We start from the raw sequence: 20,379 nt of genomic DNA on the forward strand, positions 1-20,379 counted from the left end.
TCTTTCCATCAAGTCTTTAATTTGAAAGGGAAATCAAATCTTCTCAAACCGTATATTGCGCGACATACCCAAGCGGTAACGGCAGAGGCCGTCTGAAAACCCGATTCGGGGGTTTCAGACGGCCTCTGTTTTTGCAGGGCGTTACACGGCGGTGCGGGCGCGGTGCATGGTTTCTTTCATTTGGGCGATGGCGGCGGGCAGGCCGATGAAGAGGGCTTGGGCGATGAGGGCGTGGCCGATATTGAGTTCGGCGATGGGGAGGATTTTGGCGACGGAGGTGACGTTGTGGATGTTCAGCCCGTGGCCGGCATTGACAATCAGGCCGCGTTCGGAGGCGAAGTAGGCGGCTTCTTCGATTTGCGCGAGCCTTTGGGCGCGTTCGTTGTGGTTTGCGGCGTCGGCGTAGGCGCCGGTGTGCAGTTCGATTACGGGTGCGCCGAGGTCGGCGGCGGCTTGGATTTGCGCTTCGTCGGCGTCGATAAAGAGGGAGACGCGGATGCCTGCTTCGGCGAGCGTGCGGGTGTAGCCGGCGATTTTCTGCTGCTGCGCCAGGACGTCGAGGCCGCCTTCGGTGGTGATTTCCTGCCGTTTTTCGGGAACGATGCACACGTCGCGCGGGCGCACGGCCAGCGCGTGCTCGAGCATTTCGGGGGTGAGCGCCATTTCGAGGTTGATGTGGGTGCGTACGGCGCGGGCGATGGCGGCGACGTCGTCGTCGCGGATGTGGCGGCGGTCTTCGCGCAGGTGCAGGGTGATGTAGTCCGCACCGTGGGTTTCGGCCAACAGGGCGGCTTCGAGCGGGCTGGGGTAGACCGTGCCGCGTGCGTTGCGCAGGGTGGCGACGTGGTCGATGTTGACGCCTAAGAGCATGTGGGTTCCTTTTTGGTGGTTGGTCGGATTCGGCTGCCGTACTTCAACTTCGTTGGCATTTCGGTTTCAGACGGCCTTAACGGGTTTGAGGCCGTCTGAAAAGGGTTTTCCCGTTCAGACGGCCTTTTTGCTGCTTTGGGTTTTTCAGACGGACTCGGGATTTTCAAAATAGGAAAACCAAAACCGCGTGCGTTGCTGCGCAACACACCCTACTTTGAGGCCGTCCCCGCCTTCGCGGGGATGAAGTTTCCGCAAGCCGTTTTACCGTGCCGCTTTGGCGACGCGCCGCCAGTGGTGCAGCAAGGGTTCGGTGTAGCCGTTGGGCTGTTCCGTGCCTTTGAAGACGAGGTCGCAGGCGGCGAGGAAGGCGGGGGAGGTGTCGAAACGTCCGGCCATCGGGGTGTAGGCGGGGTCGCCTGCGTTTTGTTTATCGACAACGGCGGCCATGCGTTCGAGGGCGGCGCGCACTTCGGCGGGGGAGACGATGCCGTGCAGCAGCCAGTTGGCGATGTGCTGGCTGGAGATGCGTAATGTGGCGCGGTCTTCCATCAGGCCGACGTTGTGGATGTCGGGCACTTTGGAGCAGCCGACGCCCTGTTCCACCCAGCGCACGACGTAGCCGAGGATGCCCTGGCAGTTGTTGTCGAGCTCCTGCCGTTTTTCTTCGTCGCTCCATGCGGTGTCGGCGGCGACGGGGATGGCGAGCAGGTCGGGCAGGTAATCGGCGGCTGGGCTGGCGGACAGTTGGTGTTGCACGTCGAAAACGTTGACCTGGTGGTAATGCAGGGCGTGCAGGGTGGCGGCGGTGGGCGAGGGCACCCAGGCGGTGGTGGCGCCGGATTTGGGGTGGCCGATTTTTTGTTTGAGCATTTCGGCCATCAAATCGGGCATCGCCCACATGCCTTTGCCGATTTGCGCTTTGCCGCTCAGGCCGCATTGCAGGCCGGTTTGCACGTTGTTTGCTTCGTAGGCGACAATCCAGCGGCTGGCTTTCATGTCGCCTTTGCGGATCATGGCCCCGGCGTGCATGGAGGTGTGCATTTCGTCGCCGGTGCGGTCGAGGAAGCCGGTGTTGATGAAGACGGTGCGCTCGGCGGCGGCGCGGATGCAGGCGGCGAGGTTGGCGGAGGTGCGGCGTTCTTCGTCCATGATGCCCATTTTGAGGGTATGGCGCGGCAGGCGGCAGAGGTCTTCGATGGCGGCGAAGAGTTCGTCGGCAAAGCGCACTTCTTCGGGGCCGTGCATTTTGGGTTTGACGATGTACACGGAGCCGCTGCGGCTGTTTTTGTTTTCGCTACGCTCGAAGTCGAAGGGGGCGGTGAGGGCGGTGATGACGCCGTCGAGGATGCCTTCGGGGATTTCGTTGCCTGCGGAATCGAGCACGGCGGGGGTGGTCATCAGGTGGCCGACGTTGCGGATGAAAAGCAGCGAGCGGCCGGGCAGGGTGAAAGTGCCGCTGCCGTCGGGCTTGGTGTATTGGCGGTCGGGGTTGAGGCGGCGGACAAAGGTTTTGCCGCCTTTTTCGACGCTTTCTTCCAGCGTGCCGCGCATCAGGCCGAGCCAGTTGGCGTAGACGAGGGCTTTGTCTTCACCGTCGACAGCGGCGACGGAGTCTTCGCAGTCCATGATGGTGGAGAGGGCGGCTTCGAGGACGATGTCTTTGATGCCTGCGGGGTCTTGGCTGCCGATGGGGCTGTCTTTGTCGATGAGGATGTCGATGTGCAGGCCGTTGTGCAGGAAGAGGAGCGAGGTGGGCGCGGCTTCGCTGCCGTTGTAGCCGGCGAAGAGTTCGGGCGATTTGAGGCCGGTTTCGCTGCCGTTGATCAGGCGTACTTTCAGACGGCCTGCGCCGACGTAATACAGGGCGGCGTCTTTGTGGCTGCCGTGTTCGAGGGGCAGGCTTTGGTCGAGGAAATCGCGGGCGAAGGCGATAACGGCTTCGCCGCGCTGCGGGTTGTAGGTTTTGCCGGGGGCGAGGCTGCCGCTTTGGTCTATTGCGTCTGTGCCGTAGAGGGCGTCGTAGAGGCTGCCCCAGCGGGCGTTGGCGGCGTTGAGGGCGTAGCGGGCGTTGTTGATGGGGACGACGAGCTGGGGGCCGGCCTGTTCGGACAGTTCGCGGTCGACGTTTTGCGTGGCGATTTTGAAGGGGGAGGGTTCGTCGGCAAGATAGCCGATGTCTTTGAGGAAGGCGCGGTAGGCCGCAGCATCGCCGAGGCCGTGTTCTTTGTGCCATTGGTCGATTTTGGCTTGGATTTCGTCGCGTTTTGCCAAGAGTTCGCGGTTGCGCGGGGCGAAGCGTCCGACGAGTTCGGCAAAGCCCTGCCAGAAGGCGTCGGCTTCGACGTTGGGATGGTTCGCCAGAAGGTTTTCGCTGATGAAACGGTAGAGATGGGAGTCGATTTGCAGACTGGCTGCGGGGATGTAGCTGTACGCCATGTTGGTTCTCCTAAAAGTGTTTTTTCTTATTTGCACTGCGTTGCCGCAGCACGGCGCAACCTTAACAGTTTTTTGCAGACGAGAAAAGGCCGTCTGAAAACGCGGCGGCGCTTTCAGACGGCCTCTGCCGTTTGGCTTCAGCCGCGCCAGTAGTTGTTGGCGGCGGCGATGGTTTGAAAGTTGATGGCGATCACCTGCGAAGCGGCGGTGAGGCTGTCGGCATCGTTGGCGTAAACCGAACGCAGCTGTTTCAGCACTTCGACATCGGGCTGGGTGGTTTTCACGCCGCGGCGGCTGAGGGTAACGGCCAGTTCGAAACCGGCCTGCGGCGTGTCGGTGATGAGGGTGGTGAGCCAGGGTTGGTCGCTCATTTTTGTGTCCTTTTATATATGGTTATTGTGAAAAGAAAGCCCGCGCGGGGCGCTGCTGCGGCCTTGGTGCGGCGGGGAAACTGCCCCGCCGCTGCCGCAAAAGGCCGTCTGAAACGGGTTTCAGACGGCCTCGATACCTGAATCCGGCTTACTTCGCGGCCACCAGCTCCTGCAATTCGCCCGCTTCGTACATTTCCTGCAAAATATCCGCGCCGCCGACGAATTCGCCGTTGACATAAAGCTGCGGGATGGTCGGCCAGTCGCTGTATTCCTTAATGCCTTGGCGCACTTCGGGGTTTTCCAACACGTTAACGGTAACGTATTGCGCGCCCGCGGCGTTCAGCAGCTGCACCGCGCGCGAAGAAAAGCCGCACTGCGGAAATTGTTTGGTGCCCTTCATAAACAGCACGATGGGATGGGTGGTAACCACTTCTTTGATTTGCTCTTGAATGCTCATGTTTGGTGTTCCTTAAAAAAACCGTTGGCGAAAAACGGCGGCATTATACGCGCCATTTTGATGAATTTGAAACGAATGTTTCGGCCGCCTCGCGGACAGGCTAAAATGCCGCCTTTTTTCTCCCGTCCGTCCGCGCCGCACCATGATCGAACTGAAAAACCTCACCCTGCAACGCGGCAGCAAACTGCTGCTCGACCAAGCAAACCTGACCATCGCCCCCGGCAAACGCGTCGGCCTGATCGGGCGCAACGGCAGCGGCAAATCCAGCCTGTTCGCTCTGATAAAAGGTGAAATTGCGCAAGATGGCGGCGACATTGTCCTGCCGCCGCACTGGAAAACCGCCTCCGTCTCCCAGGAAACCCCCGCGCTCGACACCTCCGCGCTGGATTACGTTTTGCAGGGCGACAAAGAATTGCAGGCTTTTCAGACGGCCTTGGCAGAAGCGCAAGCGCAAAACGACGGCATGAAGCAGGCCGAATACCACGGCAAACTCGAAGAAATCGACGCCTACACCGCCCCCGCCCGCGCCGCCAAACTCCTCAGCGGCCTCGGTTTCGCCCAAGAAGAACACAGCCACCCCGTCAAATCCTTCTCCGGCGGCTGGCGCATGCGCCTCAACCTCGCCCAAGCCCTGATGTGCCGCGCCGACCTGCTCCTGCTCGACGAACCCACCAACCACCTCGATTTGGAAACCGTGCTGTGGCTGGAAAACCACCTCGCCGACCTGCCCTGCACCCAAATCATCATCTCCCACGACCGCGACTTCCTCAACGCCGCCACGACCCAAACCGTCGAACTCTCCGGCCGCAAACTCACCCTCTACGGCGGCAACTACGACTTCTACCAGAGCGAGCGCGCCCGCCGCCTCGCCCAACAGCAGGCCGCCTACGCCAAACAGCAGGCACACATCAAACACCTGCAATCCTTCATCGACCGCTTCAAAGCCAAAGCCACCAAAGCCGTGCAGGCGCAAAGCCGTATAAAAGCCCTCGACAGGCTCGAACGCATCGCCCCCGCCCACCTCGACAGCGGCTTCTCCTTCCGCTTCGACACCCCCGAACACCTGCCCAACCCCCTGCTCAAACTCGAAAAAGCCGATCTCGGCTACAACGGCGAAACCATCCTGCGCGGCGTCTCCCTCTCCCTCGAAAGCGGCGCACGCTACGGCCTCCTGGGCGTCAATGGCAGCGGCAAATCCACCTTCATCAAAACACTGGCCGGCAGCCTGCCCCTGATTGCCGGCGGCATCGTCCGTGCCGAAAAACTCAACATCGGCTACTTCGCCCAACACCAGCTCGACACCCTGCGCCCCGACCAAAGCCCCCTGTGGCACATCCAAAAACTCTCGCCCGAAGCCAAAGAACAAGACATCCGCAACTTCCTCGGCGGCTTCAACTTCACCGGCGATGCCGCCCTGCAAAACACCGCCCCCTTCTCCGGCGGCGAAAAAGCCCGCCTCGCCCTCGCTATGCTCGTCTGGCAGAAGCCCAACCTCCTCCTGCTCGACGAACCCACCAACCACCTCGACCTCGACATGCGCCACGCCCTCACTCTCGCCCTGCAAAGCTTCCAAGGCGCACTCATCGCCGTCTCCCACGACCGCAGCCTGCTCGAAGCCACCACCGACAGCTTCCTCCTCATCGAAGAAGGCCGTCTGAAAACCTTCGACGGCGATTTGGAAGACTACCGCCGCTACCGCCTCGCCCGCGAAAACGCCGCCGCCGCGCCCGCCGCCTCCGCGCAAAACCAAAACCGCAAAGACAGCAAACGACTCGAAGCGCAAATCCGCCAGGAAAAAGCCAAACGCGGCAAACCCCTGCAACAGAAAATCGACCAAGCCGAAAAAGAAATCGCCGCCCTCAGCGAAATTCAGACGGCCTGTGAAGCATTTTTGGTACAGGAAAACGCCTACAACGAAGAAAACAAAGGCAAATTGCAGCAAACCCTTAGCCAACTGGCGCAAACCAAAGTAAAATTAGGACAAATGGAAGAAAACTGGCTTGCCTGGCAGGAAGAACTCGAAAGCATCCTGCTCGCCGTCGAAGAAGAACTACGGGGAATATCCGAATGACGAAACGAAACACCATGAAACCCAGCATCCTCACCCTTACTCTTGCCGCCGCCGCATTCTCCGGCGCGGCCGAAGCCAAAGTCTACGAATGCAGCGTCGGCGGCATTACCGTCTACACCTCCCGCCCCTCCGCCAGCTGCCGCGCGTCCGACCTGCCCAAAATCGGCAGCTATTCCAGCCTGCCCGTCCCGCGCAGCGCGCCGCAGCAGTTTGCCGCCCGCCAAGACACAACCGCGCCCGCCGCAACAAGGCACGTTTCCGTCAACAAAGCCTCCGCCGCCCCCGTACGCAACGCCCCGTCCCTGCAAGCCGCCGACGCCGCCCTTCTGCCCCGCCCCTCCGGCAGCAGCGGCCGCCGCACCATCTTGGAACAAGAGCTGGCCAACGAGCGCCAGGCGCTCAATCTGGCACAAAACGAACTGAGCACCGCCCGCGCCCAGAAAAACCAAAACCGCGCCAGCCAGCTCACCGCCAGCATCCAAGACCGCCAGCAAAACATCCAGGCGCTGCAACGCGAACTGAGCAGAATGTAAAACCCGTCTTTCAGACGGCCTCCAACCTCCGAAGCCCCTCCGCCTCGGAGGTTTTCCCTATCCGGCGATTCCGCAGAAAATAAAAACCTCCACGCGAAAGGCCGTCTGAAACCGGACGGCGCGGGCATCGTGCAGAGCGTGCCGCCACAGCGGCGTTCCCGTTCCATACGATGCCTGCCATGCTTCTGCCTACCGAAGGCCGTCTGAAAGCCCCAATCCGCTTTTAAATTCGTTGAAGCCCCGCTTTCAGAAACGTCATTTCCGCGTAGGCGGGAACGGCCTGTATAATCCGCCGTTTCCCATTCCGCCGAAAAACCCGTCATGGCCAACCAAAGACTCATCTACGGCTTTCACGCCGTCAACGCCCGCCTGTGGCAAAACCCCAAATCCCTTACCGAACTCTACATCCAAGAGGGCAAAAACGATGCCCGCACGCGCGAAGTGTTGGAAAAAGCCGCCGCCGAAAACGTGCGCGTGCATTTTGCCGATGCCGACCGCCTGAACGCTATCGCCAAAGGCGCGCGCCATCAGGGCGTAGCCGGTTTTATCGATGCCTCGAAAAACCACGTCCACCTTGAAGACGTGTTGGAAAACCTGAGCGAACCGCCGCTTCTGCTCATCCTCGACGGCATCACCGACCCGCACAACCTCGGCGCGTGCCTGCGTACCGCCGACGCAATGGGCGTACACGCCGTGATTGCGCCGAAAGACAAAAGCGCGGGGCTGAACGCCACCGTGAGCAAAGTCGCCTGCGGCGCGGCCGAAACCGTGCCCTACATCACCGTAACCAACCTCGCCCGCACCCTGCGCGAGTTGAAAGAATACGGCATCTGGATAGTCGGCACCGACATGGGGGGCTCGGCCGATTTGTACCACGCCGACCTGCCCGAGAGCATCGCCTGGGTGATGGGCAACGAGGGCGAAGGCATGCGCCGCCTCACGCGCGAGCATTGCGATATGCTGGTATCGATACCGATGTTCGGCACGGTGGAAAGCATGAACGTGTCCGTCAGCGCTGGCATGGTGTTGAGCGAAACGCGGCGGCAGCGGGTGTTGAAAACTCTGGGACGCGGTTGAAACGCTGCCTGAAGGCCGTCTGAAAAACAGTAAAGAGGCCGTCTGAAAGATTCAGACGGCCTCCGCATCAAATCCTTGCCCTGCCCTGCTCCGCCAAACCGCGCAGACAGACATTATAGTGAGCCAAAATAAAAAATCTACGGCGTTGCTGCGCCTTGCCGTACTACCTGTACTGTCTGCGGCTTGCTGCCTTGTATCTTTTTTATTTTGACTCACTATATTTCCAAACCACGGCAGCCGTCTGAAAAAACGATAAGGCCGTCTGAAGATTTTCAGACGGCCTTTCCCGTTGGCGGCGTTTGGCGGCGGATTCAGTCGCGCACGTAGATGGTTTCGACGTCGTAGTCGTCTTCGTTCCAATCATTGTCTTCGTCGGCAAAGCGTTCCTGCCATTCTTCTTCGTGGCTGAGGGAGGAATCCATGCCGCTTTCGAGGCGCAGGACGGACAGCAGGTGGTAGATGTCGGCGGGCAGCGGCGCTTCAAAATGCACGGTTTCACCGCTTTGCGGGTGGACGAAGCTGAGGCGGTAGGCATGCAATGCCTGTCTGCCCAGTTGGCGCACGGTGCTTTTGACGGTGTCGGAGCAGGCGTGGCGCGGGTTGCCGTAGACGGGGTCGCCCGAGAGCGGATGGTTGGCTTCGCGCATGTGGACGCGGATTTGGTGGGTGCGGCCGGTTTCCAGTTGGCATTCTATATAGCTGTGCGCCTGATAGCGTTCGAGCACTTTCACGTGGGTGACGGCTTCTTTGCCGCCGAATTTCACCACTGCCATTTTGACGCGGTTGTGCGGGTCGCGGCCGATTTGGGTTTCGATTTTTCCGTCGAAGGGCACGATGCCGTCGGCCACGGCGCGGTAAACGCGTTTGACCGTGCGCTCCTGCATTTGTTTGACCAGGTGGTTTTGCGCGCTCAGGGTGTTGGCAACGACCATCAGGCCGCTGGTATCTTTGTCGAGACGGTGGACGATGCCCGCACGCGGCACGTTCTGCAAGGCTGGGCAATGCGCCAAAAGGCCGTTGAGCAGCGTGCCCGACCAGTTGCCCGCGGCGGGGTGTACGACGAGTCCGGCGGGTTTGTTCAGCACGATCACGCTGTCGTCTTCGTAAACGATGTCCAAATCCATAGGCTCGGGCGTGAAGGCCAGCGTTTCGTTGCTTTCCTGCACCTGTACGGCCAGTTTCTCGCCGCCTATCAGCTTGTCTTTGGGCTTGGCGGGTTTGCCGTCCACCGACACCGCGCCTTCTTTAATCCAGTCGGCCAGGCGCGAGCGCGAGTAGTCGGGCAGCAGCTTGGCTAAGGCGGCGTCGAGACGCAGCCCGGCCAAATCGAGCGGCACGGTTAAATTCAGACAAGTTTCGGCGGCAGGGGCTGCACCAAACTCAAAATCGTCGTTATAATCGCCGCCATTTTCAAATGAAGAGTTCTGCATGAAAAAAATTCTTTTAGTAGCGTTGCTGGGTGCGGCGCTGTCCGGCTGTGCAAGTAAAGGCACAAGTGACAAAGACGCGCAAATCACCCAAGACTGGTCGGTGGAAAAACTGTACGCCGAAGCGCAAGACGAGTTGAACAGCAACAATTATACGCGTGCCGTCAAGTTATATGAACTGCTCGAATCCCGCTTCCCGCAAGGCCGTTACGCGCAGCAGGCGCAGCTTGACACGGCCTATGCCTATTACAAGGACGAAGAGCGGGAAAAGGCGCTCGCCGCCGTGGAACGCTTCCAAAAGCTGCACCCGCAGCATCCGAACATGGACTACGCCCTTTATCTCAAAGGGCTGATTCTGTTTAACGAAGACCAATCCTTCCTCAACAAACTCGCCTCGCAGGACTGGTCCGACCGCGATCCCAAAGCCAACCGAGAAGCCTATCAGGCCTTTGCCGAGCTGGTTCGCCGCTATGCGCAGAGCAAATACGTCGAAGACGCCACCAAGCGCATGACCAAGCTGGTGGACGCGCTGGCCGGCAACGAAATGGCCGTCGCCCGCTACTACGCCAAACGCGGCGCCTACCTCGCCGCCGCCAACCGGGCGCAAAACATCGTCACCGGCTTCCAAAACACCCGCTATGTCGAAGAAGCGCTGGCCGTGATGGAACTCTCCTACCGCAAAATGGAGCGCCCGCAGCTTGCCGACGACACCCGCCGCATCTTGGAAAAAAACTTCCCGCAAAGCCCCTACCTGACCCGCTCGTGGAAAGACAACGACGCCCCCTGGTGGCGTTATTGGAAATAACGGGCTTTACACACAACAGGCCGTCTGAAAACCTTTCAGACGGCCTGTCTGCCTATTACAATCCCCCTCTCCAACAGCAAAGCGAGAAACCAAATGGATCTGCGCCACATCCGCGAAGACTACAGCAAACAGCAGCTTTCCGAACAAGACTGCGCCGACAGTCCCGTCGTCCAATTTGAAAAATGGCTGAACGAAGCCGTCAAGGCGCAAGTCAACGAGCCCACCGCCGTCAACGTCGCCACCGTCGGCGAAGACGGCCGCCCGCAAAGCCGCATGGTGCTGCTCAAAGAAGTCAACCCGCAGGGCTTCGTCTTCTTCACGAATTACCACAGCCGCAAAGGCCGCGCCCTCGCCGATTGCCCCTTCGCCGCCCTCACCTTCTTCTGGCCGGAACTCGAACGGCAGGTACGCATCGAAGGGCGCGTCGAAAAACTCTCCGAAGCCGCCTCCGACGAATACTTCGCCTCCCGCCCCTACGCCAGCCGCATCGGCGCGTGGGCAAGCGAACAGAGCAGCGTCATTGCCGACAAAAACGTCCTCATCAAACGCGCCGCCGCCGTCGGCCTCAAACACCCGCTCAACGTCCCCCGCCCGCCGCACTGGGGCGGCTTCCTCGTCATTCCCGACCGCATCGAGTTTTGGCAGGGACGCCCCAGCCGCCTGCACGACCGCATCCGCTACCGCCTTTCAGACGGCCTGTGGATCAAAGAGCGCCTCGCGCCGTAGTTTCAGACGGCCTTTCAGACGGCCTGAGCAACAAGGCGGCAAAGGCCGTTCCCACATACGCGGAAATGACGTTTCCGAAAACAAAGCACCAACGAAATTCAAACCGATACCCGACGTTTCAAACGGCCTCACGCATACCGAGGCCGTCTGAAAAAGGAAAAACCGCTTTCAGACGGCCTCCCCGAACCCCAAAGGCCGTCCCGCCCGCGCGGGAATGACGTTTCCGAAAACCAAGATTCAATAAAACAAACAAAGGAGAACCATGCAGAACGCAGCAAAACCCTTCCCCCGCGTCCTCACCATCGCCGGCTCGGATTCCGGCGGCGGTGCGGGCATCCAGGCCGACCTCAAAACATTCGGCGCGCTCGGCGCATACGGCGCCAGCGTTATCACCGCCGTTACCGCGCAAAACACCCTCGGCGTGCAGGCCATACACACCGTCCCGCCCGAAACCGTACGCGCCCAATGCGAATCCGTGCTTTCCGACATCCGCATCGACGCCGTCAAAATCGGCATGCTGCCCGACTGCGAAACCATCCGCACCATTGCCGCCGCCCTGCGCCGCCATCCCGTTCCCTTCGTCGTTCTCGATCCCGTCCTCATTGCCACTTCCGGCGACCGCCTCGCCCTCGAAAACACCGTCGAAACCCTGTTTGCCGAACTGGTGCCGCTGGCCGATTTGCTGACGCCCAATCTGGCCGAACTGGCAGCACTCGTCGGCAACAGCCCGCCGCAAGACGAAAAAGAGATGCTGCACCAAGGAGCAAACCTGCTCGGTCGCGGCGCGAAAGCCGTGCTGCTCAAAGGCGGCCATTGGAGCGGCGACACCGCCCGCGACTGGCTGGTGCGGCAGAACGCCGAAGCGCAGTGCTTTATCAACAGCCGCATCAGCACCCGCAATACGCACGGCACGGGCTGCACCCTCTCCGCCGCCATCGCCGCCCTTTATCCGCACCGCAAACAGCTCCCGCTCGCCGTGGCCGCCGCCAAAAGCTATCTGCACGGTGCCCTCGACGCAGGCAGCCGCTGGCAGCTCGGCCGTGGCGCCGGCCCCGTCGCCCATTTCTGGCGCACGGTGCGCTAGGGTCTGTTGACAATCAGCTCGTTTTCCGTTCCGCAAAAAGATGCCGCGCCCTTAACGGCGCGGCATTGCTTTTTCTCATGTCTGACCGAAAACGGCCTGCCGCTGCCGCCCGTTATCGGGCGGAACAGCGGCAGGCCGTCTGAAAGGGCGGTTTGTGCTTAAAAACCGGTTCAAAATCTCCGATACGGCTTTCAGACGGCCTGGAAAAGGTTTAAAGACGCGGATCTGTCTGTATGTCTGTTTGACGGCGGCAGGCCGTCTGAAAAGCCGGTTTTATTCTTTCGGGAAGCTCTCTTTAATCCACAGCAGGGCAATCAGCAGGGCGGCGGCCAGCGCGGCAGCGGTCATCAGCATGGCGTGCTGGTAGTCGGCCAGCAGCTCCTGCGTACCGGCGAGCAGTTTGCCCGGCAACCCCACCAGCAGGCCGCCTGCGATAAACATCGAGCCGTTGACGATGGAAGCGGATGTGCCGATCAGGTGCGGCGGAACGTTGTCCGCCGCAGCGGTGAAGTTGAGCATATGGCCGGCGTTGCAGAAGCCGAAGATGAAATACAGTACCATAGCCACGGCACCCGACATCGGCAGGTAAATGACGCACAGCAGCGACAGAACCTGTACCAGCGTGGTGACGGCTATCGGCCATTTGCGCGATTTGAGCGCGTTGGAGATTTTGTTGATCAGCGGGCTGCCGGCCGCCAGTCCCAGCCACAGGCAGGCGGTGGCGTGGTTGGCGGTGCTGGCGTCAATGCCGTGCGCCATCAGCAGTTTCGGCTCCCAGACGACGCCGAACGCCAGAATCATGCCGAATACGATGGCGCCTTGGATGCTGATCGCCCAAATCTGTTCTTTTTTTCAATACTTCGAGGATAGAGCGGAAGACGGAGGCGATGAACTCGCCCGCGCCGGATTTTTCGCCCTCCACTTCGGATGGGTTGTGGACAAACATCACGGCGGCAATCAGCAGAAGAACGCCGAATACGCCGAAGCCGGTAATGATGGCACGCCATTCCCAGCGGCTGAGGGCGAAGTCGAAGGCGGTTTGGCCGAAGGCGGAGGAGAGGGCGGCCACCAGTTGCACAAGGCCGAACATGATGCCGAATTTGGCCATGCCGAACCACACGCCGCCGACGTAGCCCGCGCCGACGAATCCGGCACACGATCCCATTGCCAGCACCACTTGCGAGAGCAGCAGCATTTCAAAACTTTGGGCAAAGGCGAACAGGAACACGCCCAAAATAACCAGGCCGATGGCGGGTATCAGCACTTTGCGGCTGCCCAGTTTGTCCAAGAGCGCGCCGGAGAAGAGTTGGGCGACGGCGAACACCCATGTGTAGGTGGCGGCAATCAGGCCGACTTGCTCGATGCTGAGGTTCAGCGTTTTCGCCACGCTGTTGTTGACGATGGCGTAGCCGGTCTGCACGTTGAACAGCCACACGACGAAAATCACGGCGATCGTCCATACCGTCCAGGCGCGTGCGCCGCCGAGTTCGTAGGTTTTGTTGTTTGTTTGCGTACTCATTTGATTCTCCTATCAATTATGCACTGTAAACTTCTTTGCCCGCGATATAGGTCGCGGCAATGGCGCGGTCGTCGGCCAAAGTCATTTGGATGAACAGCACTTCCTCCAAGCTCTTCGCGTAGCGCATGCGGTATTCGATGATCGGCGTCGATTTTAGGTTGATAACCGCCAAATCCACTTCCATGCCCGGCTCGATGCTGCCGATTGTGCCGGCCAGCCCCAAGGCTTCGGCCGTGCCGCGTCCGACAAGATAGAAGCTGTGCAGCGAGCTGTACGGCGTGCCGTTCATCTGAGCGGCTTTGTAGGCTTCGTTCATGGTTTGCAGAATGGAAAAGCTGGTACCCGCACCCAAATCCGTTGCCAGGCCGACATGGACGGGGTGTTGTTCCGATTCCAGTTTTTTCACGTTCAGACAGCCCGATCCCAAAAAGAAGTTGGAGGTCGGACAGTACACCACCGATGCGCCCGTTTCGTTGAACACGCCCAACTCGCGTTCGGTCAAATGGATGTCGTGGCCGTAGATAGCGCGGCGACGCATCAGGCCGTAGCGGGCATAGGCGTCGGTGTAGTCTTTCGCTTCGGAACACAATTCTTTTACCCACGCGACTTCGTTGACGTTTTCGGAAACGTGCGACTGAATCAGCATATCGGGATTTTCCTGCGCCAACGCGCCGATCATTTCCATCTGTTCGGGTGTCGAAGTGGGCACGAAACGCGGCGTAATGACATATTCCGCGCGGCCTTTGCCGTGCCATCTGCCGATCAGCGCTTTGGATTCGTCGTAGACACGCTGCGGCGTGTCCAACAGGGCGGCGGGAGCGTTTCTGTCCATGCACACTTTACCCGCCATAATCCGCATATCGTATTTCGCCGCCGCTTCAAAAACCGCATCGACCGACTGCGGGAAAACCGTGCAGTAAACGGTTGACGAAGTCACGCCGTTACTCACCTGCTCGCGCAGAAACACTTCCGCCACTTCGTCGGCATGCTCTTTGTTTTTAAAGCCCTGCTCTGCGATAAATGTATAGTTGTTCAGCCATTTGATTAACTGTTCTCCGTAGGCTGCGATGATTTCCGTTTGCGGATAGTGGACATGGCAGTCGATAAAGCCGGGAACAATCAGGCTGTCCGCATATCTTTTGACAGGCACGCCGTCCAACTCGGGCAAAATCTTATCCGCCGCGCCCGCTTTGACAATCTTTCCGTTTTCCATCACCACCACGACATCGGACTCATAAACCAAGCAATCTTCCATATCATGAAAAAACGGGTCTTTGCGAAAAGAAAGCATCGCACCGCGTATCGCAGTTTTTATACTCATAACATTCTCCTACTAAAATTTACACTTCGATTTATTTACACAAATCAATTTGTGTGATTTAATTATAATATTAATAATGTAATATACATAAGAAGAAAAATGCCATTGTTTATTGGCAAAAAGAACAGTCACTTTTATGATTTATTTTATTTCCAGATATAAATCAAATATAAATTAGAAAAAATTATTCCAACAAAATAAAATTTCAAAAATAATCCGATATTAATATGGATGTTTCTTTTACATTTGTTGATAAAGGTCAAATAGTGCAGTAGCCGTCAATAACGGCTCTCATTTCAGATTGAAATAAAAAAAGAAAAGGGCTATCCTGCGTTTGCCGGACATTACCGGCACGGCTTTTTTCCTAAACCCAGTCATTTGAGGAGATAGTTTATGACTGCCAAAAACCTGAATGTGTTTGACAAAGAATACGGATTGCTGATCAACGGCGAATGGACGAAGCCCGGTGCGCTTTTGGAATCGTATAACCCCGCCAACAACGAAGTGCTGGCCAAATTCACCGACGCAACCGATGCCGATGTCGATGCCGCCGTGGCCGCCGCGCAGCAGGCGTTTAAAAGCTGGCGCAAAACCACCGCCGCCGAGCGCGCCGCCATTCTGAACAAAATCGCCGACGTGATTGACGAAAACGCTGAGCTGTTTGCCTTGCAGGAAACGCTGGACAACGGCAAACCCATCCGCGAAACCCGCGCCGCCGACATCCCGCTTGCTTCCGACCACTTCCGCTATTTTGCGGGCGTGATTCGCGGCGAGGAGGGCACCTGCAACCAAATCGATCAGGAAGACCTGTCCATCGTCTTGCGCGAACCCATCGGCGTGGTCGGCCAGATTATCCCGTGGAACTTCCCCTTCCTGATGGCCGCCTGGAAAATCGCCCCCGCGCTGGCTGCCGGCTGCACCATCGTTATCCACCCCTCGTCCAGCACCTCATTGAGCCTCTTGTCGTTTGCCCAAAAAATCAACCATCTGCTGCCCAAAGGCGTGCTCAACGTCATCACAGGGCGCGGCAGCAAATCCGGCGAATACATGCTGCACCACAAAGGCTTCAACAAACTGGCCTTCACCGGCTCCACCGAAATCGGCCGCCGCATCGGCATCGCCGCCGCCGAAATGCTGATTCCCGCCACGCTCGAACTGGGTGGCAAATCGGCCAACATCTTCTTCGACGACATGCCGTTTGACAAAGCACTCGAAGGCGCGCAAAAAGGCATTCTGTTCAACCAAGGCCAAGTCTGCTGCGCCGGTTCGCGCATCTTCGTACAGGAAGGCATTTACGATAAATTCGTCGCCGCGCTGGCCGAAGAGTTCAAAAAAGTCAAAGTCGGCCTGCCGTGGGAAGACGACACCCAAATGGGCGCGCAAGTCAGCGCAGGCCAGCTTGAAACCATTTTGAAATACGTCAAAATCGGCGAACAGGAAGGCTGCCGCATCATCACCGGCGGCAAAAAAGTCGAAGGCGCATTGGGGCAGGGCGAGTTCCTCGAACCGACCCTGATCGAAGCGCCCGACAACAGAGGCCGCGTCGCGCAGGAAGAAATCTTCGGCCCGGTGGCTACGGTTATCAAATTCAAAACCGAAGAAGAAGTTATCGCTATGGCCAACGACAGCGAATACGGCCTCGGCGGCGCGGTGTGGAGTAAAGACATCAACCGCTGCCTGCGCGTCTCCAATGCGCTGGAAACCGGCCGCGTGTGGATCAACTGTTACAACCGCCTACCCGCAGGCGCGCCGTTTGGCGGCTACAAAACCTCCGGCATCGGCCGCGAGACCCACAAAATGATGCTCGCCGCCTACACCCAGGTGAAAAACATCTACATCAGCACCCGCGAAGAGCGCGAAGGTTTGTACTGATCCGCAATGTAACCGTGTAATCGCCGCATAAGGCCGAAGGCCGTCTGAACGCTGTTTCAGACGGCCTTTTTTGTGACTCAAACACGCGGAACGCATTCGGCGGCATGGGCATCGGAGACCGTCTGAAAGCGAAGCTTCAACGAAGTTAAAAACCGAAATCTTTGCCCGACTCCGAATCTGCCCGAATGCCGCCAACGTTGTGCAGAGGGTTCAAACTGTCTTTCAGACGGCCTTTTTGTCTTCCCAACACACAACCGCATTCGGCGGCGCAGAAATCGGAGGCCGTCTGAAACCCGAACGGTTTTCAGACGGCCTTTACGCGACATGACTGTTTGCCCAAGCCGTTCAGTCGTGTAGGTCGGGCATTCATGCCCAACGTTTTCCGTTTTGTTTTTTTAATCCTTGTCGGGCATGAATGCCCGACCTACGCTTCCCTATCCGCTTTTTTAACTTCATTGAGGCTTCGCTTTCAGAAACGTCATTCCCGCGCTGATGCTCCGAAGGGCTACAGGCAGAACGGCCTCTGTCTGCCCGCACGTTTTCGCAACCCCAATCCGCGCGCGCCATCTGCATTCATTCCGCAACGGCAAAGGCCGTCTGGAAACCCGTAACACAGGTTTTCAGACGGCCTCCGATGGCGTCTGAAAGCAGCTGTCTCATTTACCCAAGCCGTTCAGTTTTTTAATCACCTGCGGCGTATCCAGGCCGTAGCGGAACATATCGTTGGCCTGCCAGAGGTAGATTTTGCCGTTTTTGGCGGCGTTTGTGGCGGCGATTTCGGGGCGCTCGGCGAATTGTTTGACCGAGCCGATCATGGCGGTGTTGTGGTCGGCGATGATGATGATGTCGGGCTTGGCGGCAATCCACGCTTCGCGGCTCATGGGTTTGAGGCCGTCGATGGCGGCGGCGGCGTTGATGCCGCCGGCGCGGCGGATGATTTCGTCGGCGGCGGTGTTTTTACCCGACACGATGCGGCCGTCGTAGCTGAAGAGGTAGCGTTTGCCGTTGGCCGGCTGCTGCGTCATGCCCGCCTGCCAACTTGCGGCGATTTTGTCGGCCTGCGCTTTTTTGCCGATAAGCTCGCCGACGCGGCGGATGCTTTGCGGATATGCGGCGATGCTGTCGTCGGGCGCGACGTTGACGGCGTTGATGCCCGCTTTTTTCAGGTGCTCGAAAATGCTTGCCGGCTGCGCCATCCACGAGCCGATGGCGATGTCGGGCTTCGCGGCGGCGATGGGTTCGACGGTGAGGCGGCGGTGTACGCCGATGCTGGGTTTGCCTTTGAGGGCGGGGTTTTGCACGGTTTGGTCTTTGCCGACAATTTCGTCGAGCGAGCCGAGGGCGACGACCACGTCGGCCACGTCGGGGGTGAGCACGACAATGCGCTGCGCCTGCGCCTGGGCGGCGAGGGCAAGCATCATGGCAAGGGCGGGAAGTATGGTTTTCACGGGGTTTCCTTTGCGGGATGGGTTGGGAAATCGGGTTTCAGACGGCCTTTTGTCCGTTTGCGAGAGTAAAGGCCGTCTGAAAAGCCTTTCAGACGGCCTTTCTCCCTTTAAAACTTGATATGCACGCCTGCGGCGATGTTGCGGCCGCTGTCGGTATACAAATCGTTGAAGGCACTGGATTTGAGTCCGGCCACGTCGGCGTGCTGCCAGTATTTTTTGTTGCCGAGGTTGTAGACGGTGGCGCTCAGTTCGACGTTTTTCACGGGTTTGTACCAGGCGCCGACGTCCCATACGCCGTAGCCGGGGGTTTTGAACACGTCGTCGCTGCTGACGCGGTTTTGTTTGGCCGCCCAGCGCAGCTTGGTACCCGCGCCCCATTTTTCCTGCGCGTAGTCGATGCCGATTACGCCGTTGAGCGGGTGGGCGGAGTCGAGCGGGCTGCCGTCGGCCTGTTTGCCGCGCATCCAGGCGATGCTGCCGTTTGCCTGCCAGTGGTCGGCGAAGGTGTAGGCGGCGGCGGCTTCGAGGCCGTAGGTGCGGACGCGGTCGAGGTTTTGGTACTGGTATTGCAGGATGGGGCGGCCGCCGATGATGGCGGTGCCGATTTGGGTTTGGTCGATGAAGTTTTTGTAGCGGTTGTAGAAGGCGGTGACCTGCGCTTTGGCGCGTTCCCCTTTGAACTTCATGCCCAGTTCGAAGCTGTTGGAGCGCTCGGATTTGAGGTTGGCGTTGGGCACGATGGCGTAGCCGTAAGTGGTGTTGGCGAAGGCCATGGTGGCGCTGTCAAACGGCGGGGTGCGGAAGCCCTGCGAGTAGGTGGCAAAACCGGTGAATTTGTCGCCCAGCGGCACGCTCAGGCGCAGGCTGGGGGTGACGGCGGAATCGCTGAACTCGGGCATATCGGCGCTGTTGGGATTGGCGTTGCGGTAGGCGTCGTCGACGGTGGTGGAGAGCTTGTCTTTTTCGTAGCGCAGCGCGGGGGTGAGAACGATGCCGTTGTTGAAGGTCAGGCTGTCCTGCACATAGAGGCTGAAGGTTTTGCGCGTGCTGTCGGGGAAGGTTTTGTTGGGGAAGAGGCTGCCGGCGTAAATTTTGCTGACTGTGCCGGTGGTGTGGTTGACGGTGAGGCTGTCGCGCGGGCGGGCGGTTTTGGTGTGCTTGTATTCGGCGCCGGCGACGACGGTTTGCTTCACCGCGCCGTCAAACGCCCACACGCCGCGCGTGGTCAGGCCGCGGATGGTTTGGTTGAAGCCGTAGTCGGAATAGCGCGTGCTGCTGCTGGCGGTGCCCATGCGGACGGTGGTGCTGCTGTCGACGGCGTCGTCTTCGTTGCGCATTTTCTGTTGGTAAAGTGTGACGTTGGCTTCTTTCAGACGGCCTTCGCCGGTGTAGCGGTAGCCCGCTTCGATGCGCTGGCGGCGGATGCGGTCGTGCGCTTCGCTGCTTGTGGTGCGGGTGGTGACCGGCCCGTAGGAGGCCGTGCCCAGGCCGTTGGCGAGGACGGTGTCGTTTTTGCGGTAGAAACGCTCGTACAGCGTTTCAAAGCGGTGGCTCTCATTGCCGACGCTGCCTTTGGCGAGGATGTTGTAGGCGCTGTTGTTCTGCGGGTTGGAGGCGGTGCGCGCGGTGGAATAGCTTTTGTCCTTGCCCATGTTTTCGGTTTCGTGGCCGTGGCGGCGCGTGAGCATCAGCAAACCTTCGGCGTTTTCATGGAAACCGGCGGCGGTGGCGGTGACGCCGTGGCTGCGGTCGCGGCTGCGGTAGCCGTATTTCAGGCCGAAGTAGCCGCGTTTTTCCGCATCGACGAAATCGCGCGGCGAGTAGGTCACCATATTCACCACGCCGCCGAGCGCGTCGCTGCCGTAGAGCGCGGAATACGGGCCTTTGACGATGTCGACCTGGCGCAGGGTGTCGGCTTCGACCATGTCGCGGCCGGACACCGCGCCGTTGGTGCCGCCGCCTTCGTAGGCTTCGGGCACGCGCACGCCGTCCACCATCATCAGGATGCGGTTGCCGCCGATGCCGCGGATGTTGAAACCCGCGTGGCCGCGGCGGTTGTTGTCGGAGGCCACTCCCACGCCCGGCTCGTAGAGCGCGATGTCGTCGAGGTTGGCCGCTGTGGCGCGGTCGAGGATTTTGCGGGTTATCACCGACACGTTCGGCGCGGCTTTGTCGAGCATTTGCTCGTTGCGGTCGGCGGTGACGACCACGGTGTCCAAATCGTTTTGCGAAACGGTTTCGGCCAAAAGCGGGGAAGAAAAAAGCGCGGCGACGGCGCAGGCCAAGAATTTGGGTTTCATGTTTTTCTGTTACGAATATAATAAAAATGGTTCGTGTTTATAAACCTTGCGGCGGAAAATTG

The 20,379-nt window shown here is 59.2% G+C and carries 17 protein-coding genes; 7 read left to right on the forward strand and 10 right to left on the reverse strand.

Annotated features, from left to right (window positions below; translation table 11 throughout):
- Nucleotides 1-141 precede the first annotated feature (141 nt).
- From pdxJ to grxD, 4 genes are all read right to left on the reverse strand, one after another.
- Nucleotides 142-870: a pyridoxine 5'-phosphate synthase gene (gene pdxJ / locus CGZ77_RS04860; RefSeq protein ID WP_009427186.1), complete on the reverse strand. Its 729-nt coding sequence runs from the start codon at nt 868-870 to the stop codon at nt 142-144.
- A 261-nt stretch (nt 871-1,131) separates the two neighbouring features.
- Nucleotides 1,132-3,306 carry a malate synthase G gene (locus tag CGZ77_RS04865; RefSeq protein ID WP_036496615.1) on the reverse strand — a complete coding sequence of 725 codons (2,175 nt, stop codon included), beginning with the start codon at nt 3,304-3,306 and terminating at the stop codon, nt 1,132-1,134.
- A 137-nt stretch (nt 3,307-3,443) separates the two neighbouring features.
- Entirely contained in the window at nt 3,444-3,677 is a 234-nt protein-coding gene (locus CGZ77_RS04870) for a hexameric tyrosine-coordinated heme protein (RefSeq protein ID WP_009427190.1), read from the reverse strand.
- Between the two features lie 148 nt (nt 3,678-3,825).
- The gene (grxD, locus tag CGZ77_RS04875; RefSeq protein WP_009427191.1) at nt 3,826-4,134 is read right to left on the reverse strand and encodes a Grx4 family monothiol glutaredoxin; all 309 of its coding nucleotides are present in this window, start codon (nt 4,132-4,134) and stop codon (nt 3,826-3,828) included.
- A 142-nt stretch (nt 4,135-4,276) separates the two neighbouring features.
- Between grxD and CGZ77_RS04880 the strand changes: the two genes are divergently transcribed.
- From CGZ77_RS04880 to rlmB, 3 genes are all read left to right on the forward strand, one after another.
- Complete coding sequence (locus CGZ77_RS04880) at nt 4,277-6,205, forward strand: ABC-F family ATP-binding cassette domain-containing protein (protein ID WP_009427192.1); 1,929 nt, start codon at nt 4,277-4,279, stop codon at nt 6,203-6,205.
- Between the two features lie 14 nt (nt 6,206-6,219).
- On the forward strand, nt 6,220-6,738 hold the full coding sequence (locus tag CGZ77_RS04885) for a hypothetical protein (RefSeq protein WP_232304412.1): 519 nt from the start codon (nt 6,220-6,222) through the stop codon (nt 6,736-6,738).
- Nucleotides 6,739-7,059: 321 nt separating this feature from the next.
- A complete protein-coding gene (gene rlmB, locus CGZ77_RS04890; protein ID WP_009427194.1) occupies nt 7,060-7,815 on the forward strand; it encodes a 23S rRNA (guanosine(2251)-2'-O)-methyltransferase RlmB in 756 nt (251 codons plus the stop codon).
- A gap of 311 nt (nt 7,816-8,126) precedes the next feature.
- Here the strand turns inward: rlmB and rluD are convergent, their stop codons facing one another.
- Nucleotides 8,127-9,245, reverse strand: a complete 1,119-nt coding sequence (gene rluD / locus CGZ77_RS04895) for a 23S rRNA pseudouridine(1911/1915/1917) synthase RluD (RefSeq protein ID WP_094030984.1) — start codon at nt 9,243-9,245, stop codon at nt 8,127-8,129.
- On the opposite strand from rluD, the gene CGZ77_RS04900 reads away from it, so the two are divergent.
- The 3 genes from CGZ77_RS04900 to thiD all read left to right on the forward strand — a co-directional run bounded on the left by CGZ77_RS04900 (nt 9,244) and on the right by thiD (nt 11,857).
- Complete coding sequence (locus CGZ77_RS04900; RefSeq protein ID WP_094030985.1) at nt 9,244-10,047, forward strand: outer membrane protein assembly factor BamD; 804 nt, start codon at nt 9,244-9,246, stop codon at nt 10,045-10,047. The genes rluD and CGZ77_RS04900 overlap by 2 nt on opposite strands.
- A 93-nt stretch (nt 10,048-10,140) precedes the next feature.
- Nucleotides 10,141-10,773 (forward strand): pyridoxamine 5'-phosphate oxidase, encoded by a 633-nt coding sequence (gene pdxH, locus CGZ77_RS04905; RefSeq protein ID WP_094030986.1) that lies wholly within the window; start codon nt 10,141-10,143, stop codon nt 10,771-10,773.
- Between the two features lie 262 nt (nt 10,774-11,035).
- Entirely contained in the window at nt 11,036-11,857 is an 822-nt protein-coding gene (thiD, locus tag CGZ77_RS04910) for a bifunctional hydroxymethylpyrimidine kinase/phosphomethylpyrimidine kinase (protein WP_094030987.1), read from the forward strand.
- A 273-nt stretch (nt 11,858-12,130) separates the two neighbouring features.
- Here thiD and CGZ77_RS04915 read toward each other — a convergent pair whose 3' ends face one another.
- The 3 genes from CGZ77_RS04915 to guaD are packed head-to-tail and all read right to left on the reverse strand — an operon-like array spanning nt 12,131 to nt 14,697.
- A complete protein-coding gene (locus tag CGZ77_RS04915; protein ID WP_198344882.1) occupies nt 12,131-12,616 on the reverse strand; it encodes an MFS transporter in 486 nt (161 codons plus the stop codon).
- Nucleotides 12,600-13,376, reverse strand: coding sequence for an MFS transporter (locus CGZ77_RS04920; protein WP_009427204.1), 777 nt, complete (start codon nt 13,374-13,376; stop codon nt 12,600-12,602). The genes CGZ77_RS04915 and CGZ77_RS04920 overlap by 17 nt, the downstream gene beginning before the upstream one ends.
- 16 nt (nt 13,377-13,392) lie before the next feature.
- Nucleotides 13,393-14,697, reverse strand: coding sequence for a guanine deaminase (gene guaD, locus CGZ77_RS04925; protein WP_094030989.1), 1,305 nt, complete (start codon nt 14,695-14,697; stop codon nt 13,393-13,395).
- A 393-nt stretch (nt 14,698-15,090) separates the two neighbouring features.
- On the opposite strand from guaD, the gene CGZ77_RS04930 reads away from it, so the two are divergent.
- Nucleotides 15,091-16,569, forward strand: coding sequence for an aldehyde dehydrogenase family protein (locus CGZ77_RS04930; RefSeq protein WP_009427206.1), 1,479 nt, complete (start codon nt 15,091-15,093; stop codon nt 16,567-16,569).
- A gap of 656 nt (nt 16,570-17,225) precedes the next feature.
- Here the strand turns inward: CGZ77_RS04930 and CGZ77_RS04935 are convergent.
- Both CGZ77_RS04935 and CGZ77_RS04940 read right to left on the reverse strand, forming a co-directional pair.
- On the reverse strand, nt 17,226-17,990 hold the full coding sequence (locus tag CGZ77_RS04935; RefSeq protein WP_009427209.1) for a hemin ABC transporter substrate-binding protein: 765 nt from the start codon (nt 17,988-17,990) through the stop codon (nt 17,226-17,228).
- Between the two features lie 134 nt (nt 17,991-18,124).
- Nucleotides 18,125-20,317, reverse strand: coding sequence for a TonB-dependent hemoglobin/transferrin/lactoferrin family receptor (locus CGZ77_RS04940; protein WP_009427210.1), 2,193 nt, complete (start codon nt 20,315-20,317; stop codon nt 18,125-18,127).
- Between the last annotated feature and the right edge of the window lie 62 nt (nt 20,318-20,379).

The sequence above is a fragment of the Neisseria sp. KEM232 genome (assembly GCF_002237445.1).
GTDB lineage: Bacteria > Pseudomonadota > Gammaproteobacteria > Burkholderiales > Neisseriaceae > Neisseria.

Excerpts from the sequence above, each read along its gene's own strand:
- pdxJ (WP_009427186.1), bottom strand. The coding sequence starts at position 870 with ATGCTCTTAGGCGTCAACATCGACCACGTCGCCACCCTGCGCAACGCA.
- CGZ77_RS04865 (WP_036496615.1), bottom strand. The coding sequence starts at position 3,306 with ATGGCGTACAGCTACATCCCCGCAGCCAGTCTGCAAATCGACTCCCAT.
- CGZ77_RS04870 (WP_009427190.1), bottom strand. The coding sequence starts at position 3,677 with ATGAGCGACCAACCCTGGCTCACCACCCTCATCACCGACACGCCGCAG.
- grxD (WP_009427191.1), bottom strand. The coding sequence starts at position 4,134 with ATGAGCATTCAAGAGCAAATCAAAGAAGTGGTTACCACCCATCCCATC.
- CGZ77_RS04880 (WP_009427192.1), top strand. The coding sequence starts at position 4,277 with ATGATCGAACTGAAAAACCTCACCCTGCAACGCGGCAGCAAACTGCTG.
- CGZ77_RS04885 (WP_232304412.1), top strand. The coding sequence starts at position 6,220 with ATGAAACCCAGCATCCTCACCCTTACTCTTGCCGCCGCCGCATTCTCC.
- rlmB (WP_009427194.1), top strand. The coding sequence starts at position 7,060 with ATGGCCAACCAAAGACTCATCTACGGCTTTCACGCCGTCAACGCCCGC.
- CGZ77_RS04900 (WP_094030985.1), top strand. The coding sequence starts at position 9,244 with ATGAAAAAAATTCTTTTAGTAGCGTTGCTGGGTGCGGCGCTGTCCGGC.
- rluD (WP_094030984.1), bottom strand. The coding sequence starts at position 9,245 with ATGCAGAACTCTTCATTTGAAAATGGCGGCGATTATAACGACGATTTT.
- pdxH (WP_094030986.1), top strand. The coding sequence starts at position 10,141 with ATGGATCTGCGCCACATCCGCGAAGACTACAGCAAACAGCAGCTTTCC.
- thiD (WP_094030987.1), top strand. The coding sequence starts at position 11,036 with ATGCAGAACGCAGCAAAACCCTTCCCCCGCGTCCTCACCATCGCCGGC.
- CGZ77_RS04915 (WP_198344882.1), bottom strand. The coding sequence starts at position 12,616 with ATGGCGCACGGCATTGACGCCAGCACCGCCAACCACGCCACCGCCTGC.
- CGZ77_RS04920 (WP_009427204.1), bottom strand. The coding sequence starts at position 13,376 with ATGAGTACGCAAACAAACAACAAAACCTACGAACTCGGCGGCGCACGC.
- guaD (WP_094030989.1), bottom strand. The coding sequence starts at position 14,697 with ATGAGTATAAAAACTGCGATACGCGGTGCGATGCTTTCTTTTCGCAAA.
- CGZ77_RS04930 (WP_009427206.1), top strand. The coding sequence starts at position 15,091 with ATGACTGCCAAAAACCTGAATGTGTTTGACAAAGAATACGGATTGCTG.
- CGZ77_RS04935 (WP_009427209.1), bottom strand. The coding sequence starts at position 17,990 with ATGATGCTTGCCCTCGCCGCCCAGGCGCAGGCGCAGCGCATTGTCGTG.
- CGZ77_RS04940 (WP_009427210.1), bottom strand. The coding sequence starts at position 20,317 with ATGAAACCCAAATTCTTGGCCTGCGCCGTCGCCGCGCTTTTTTCTTCC.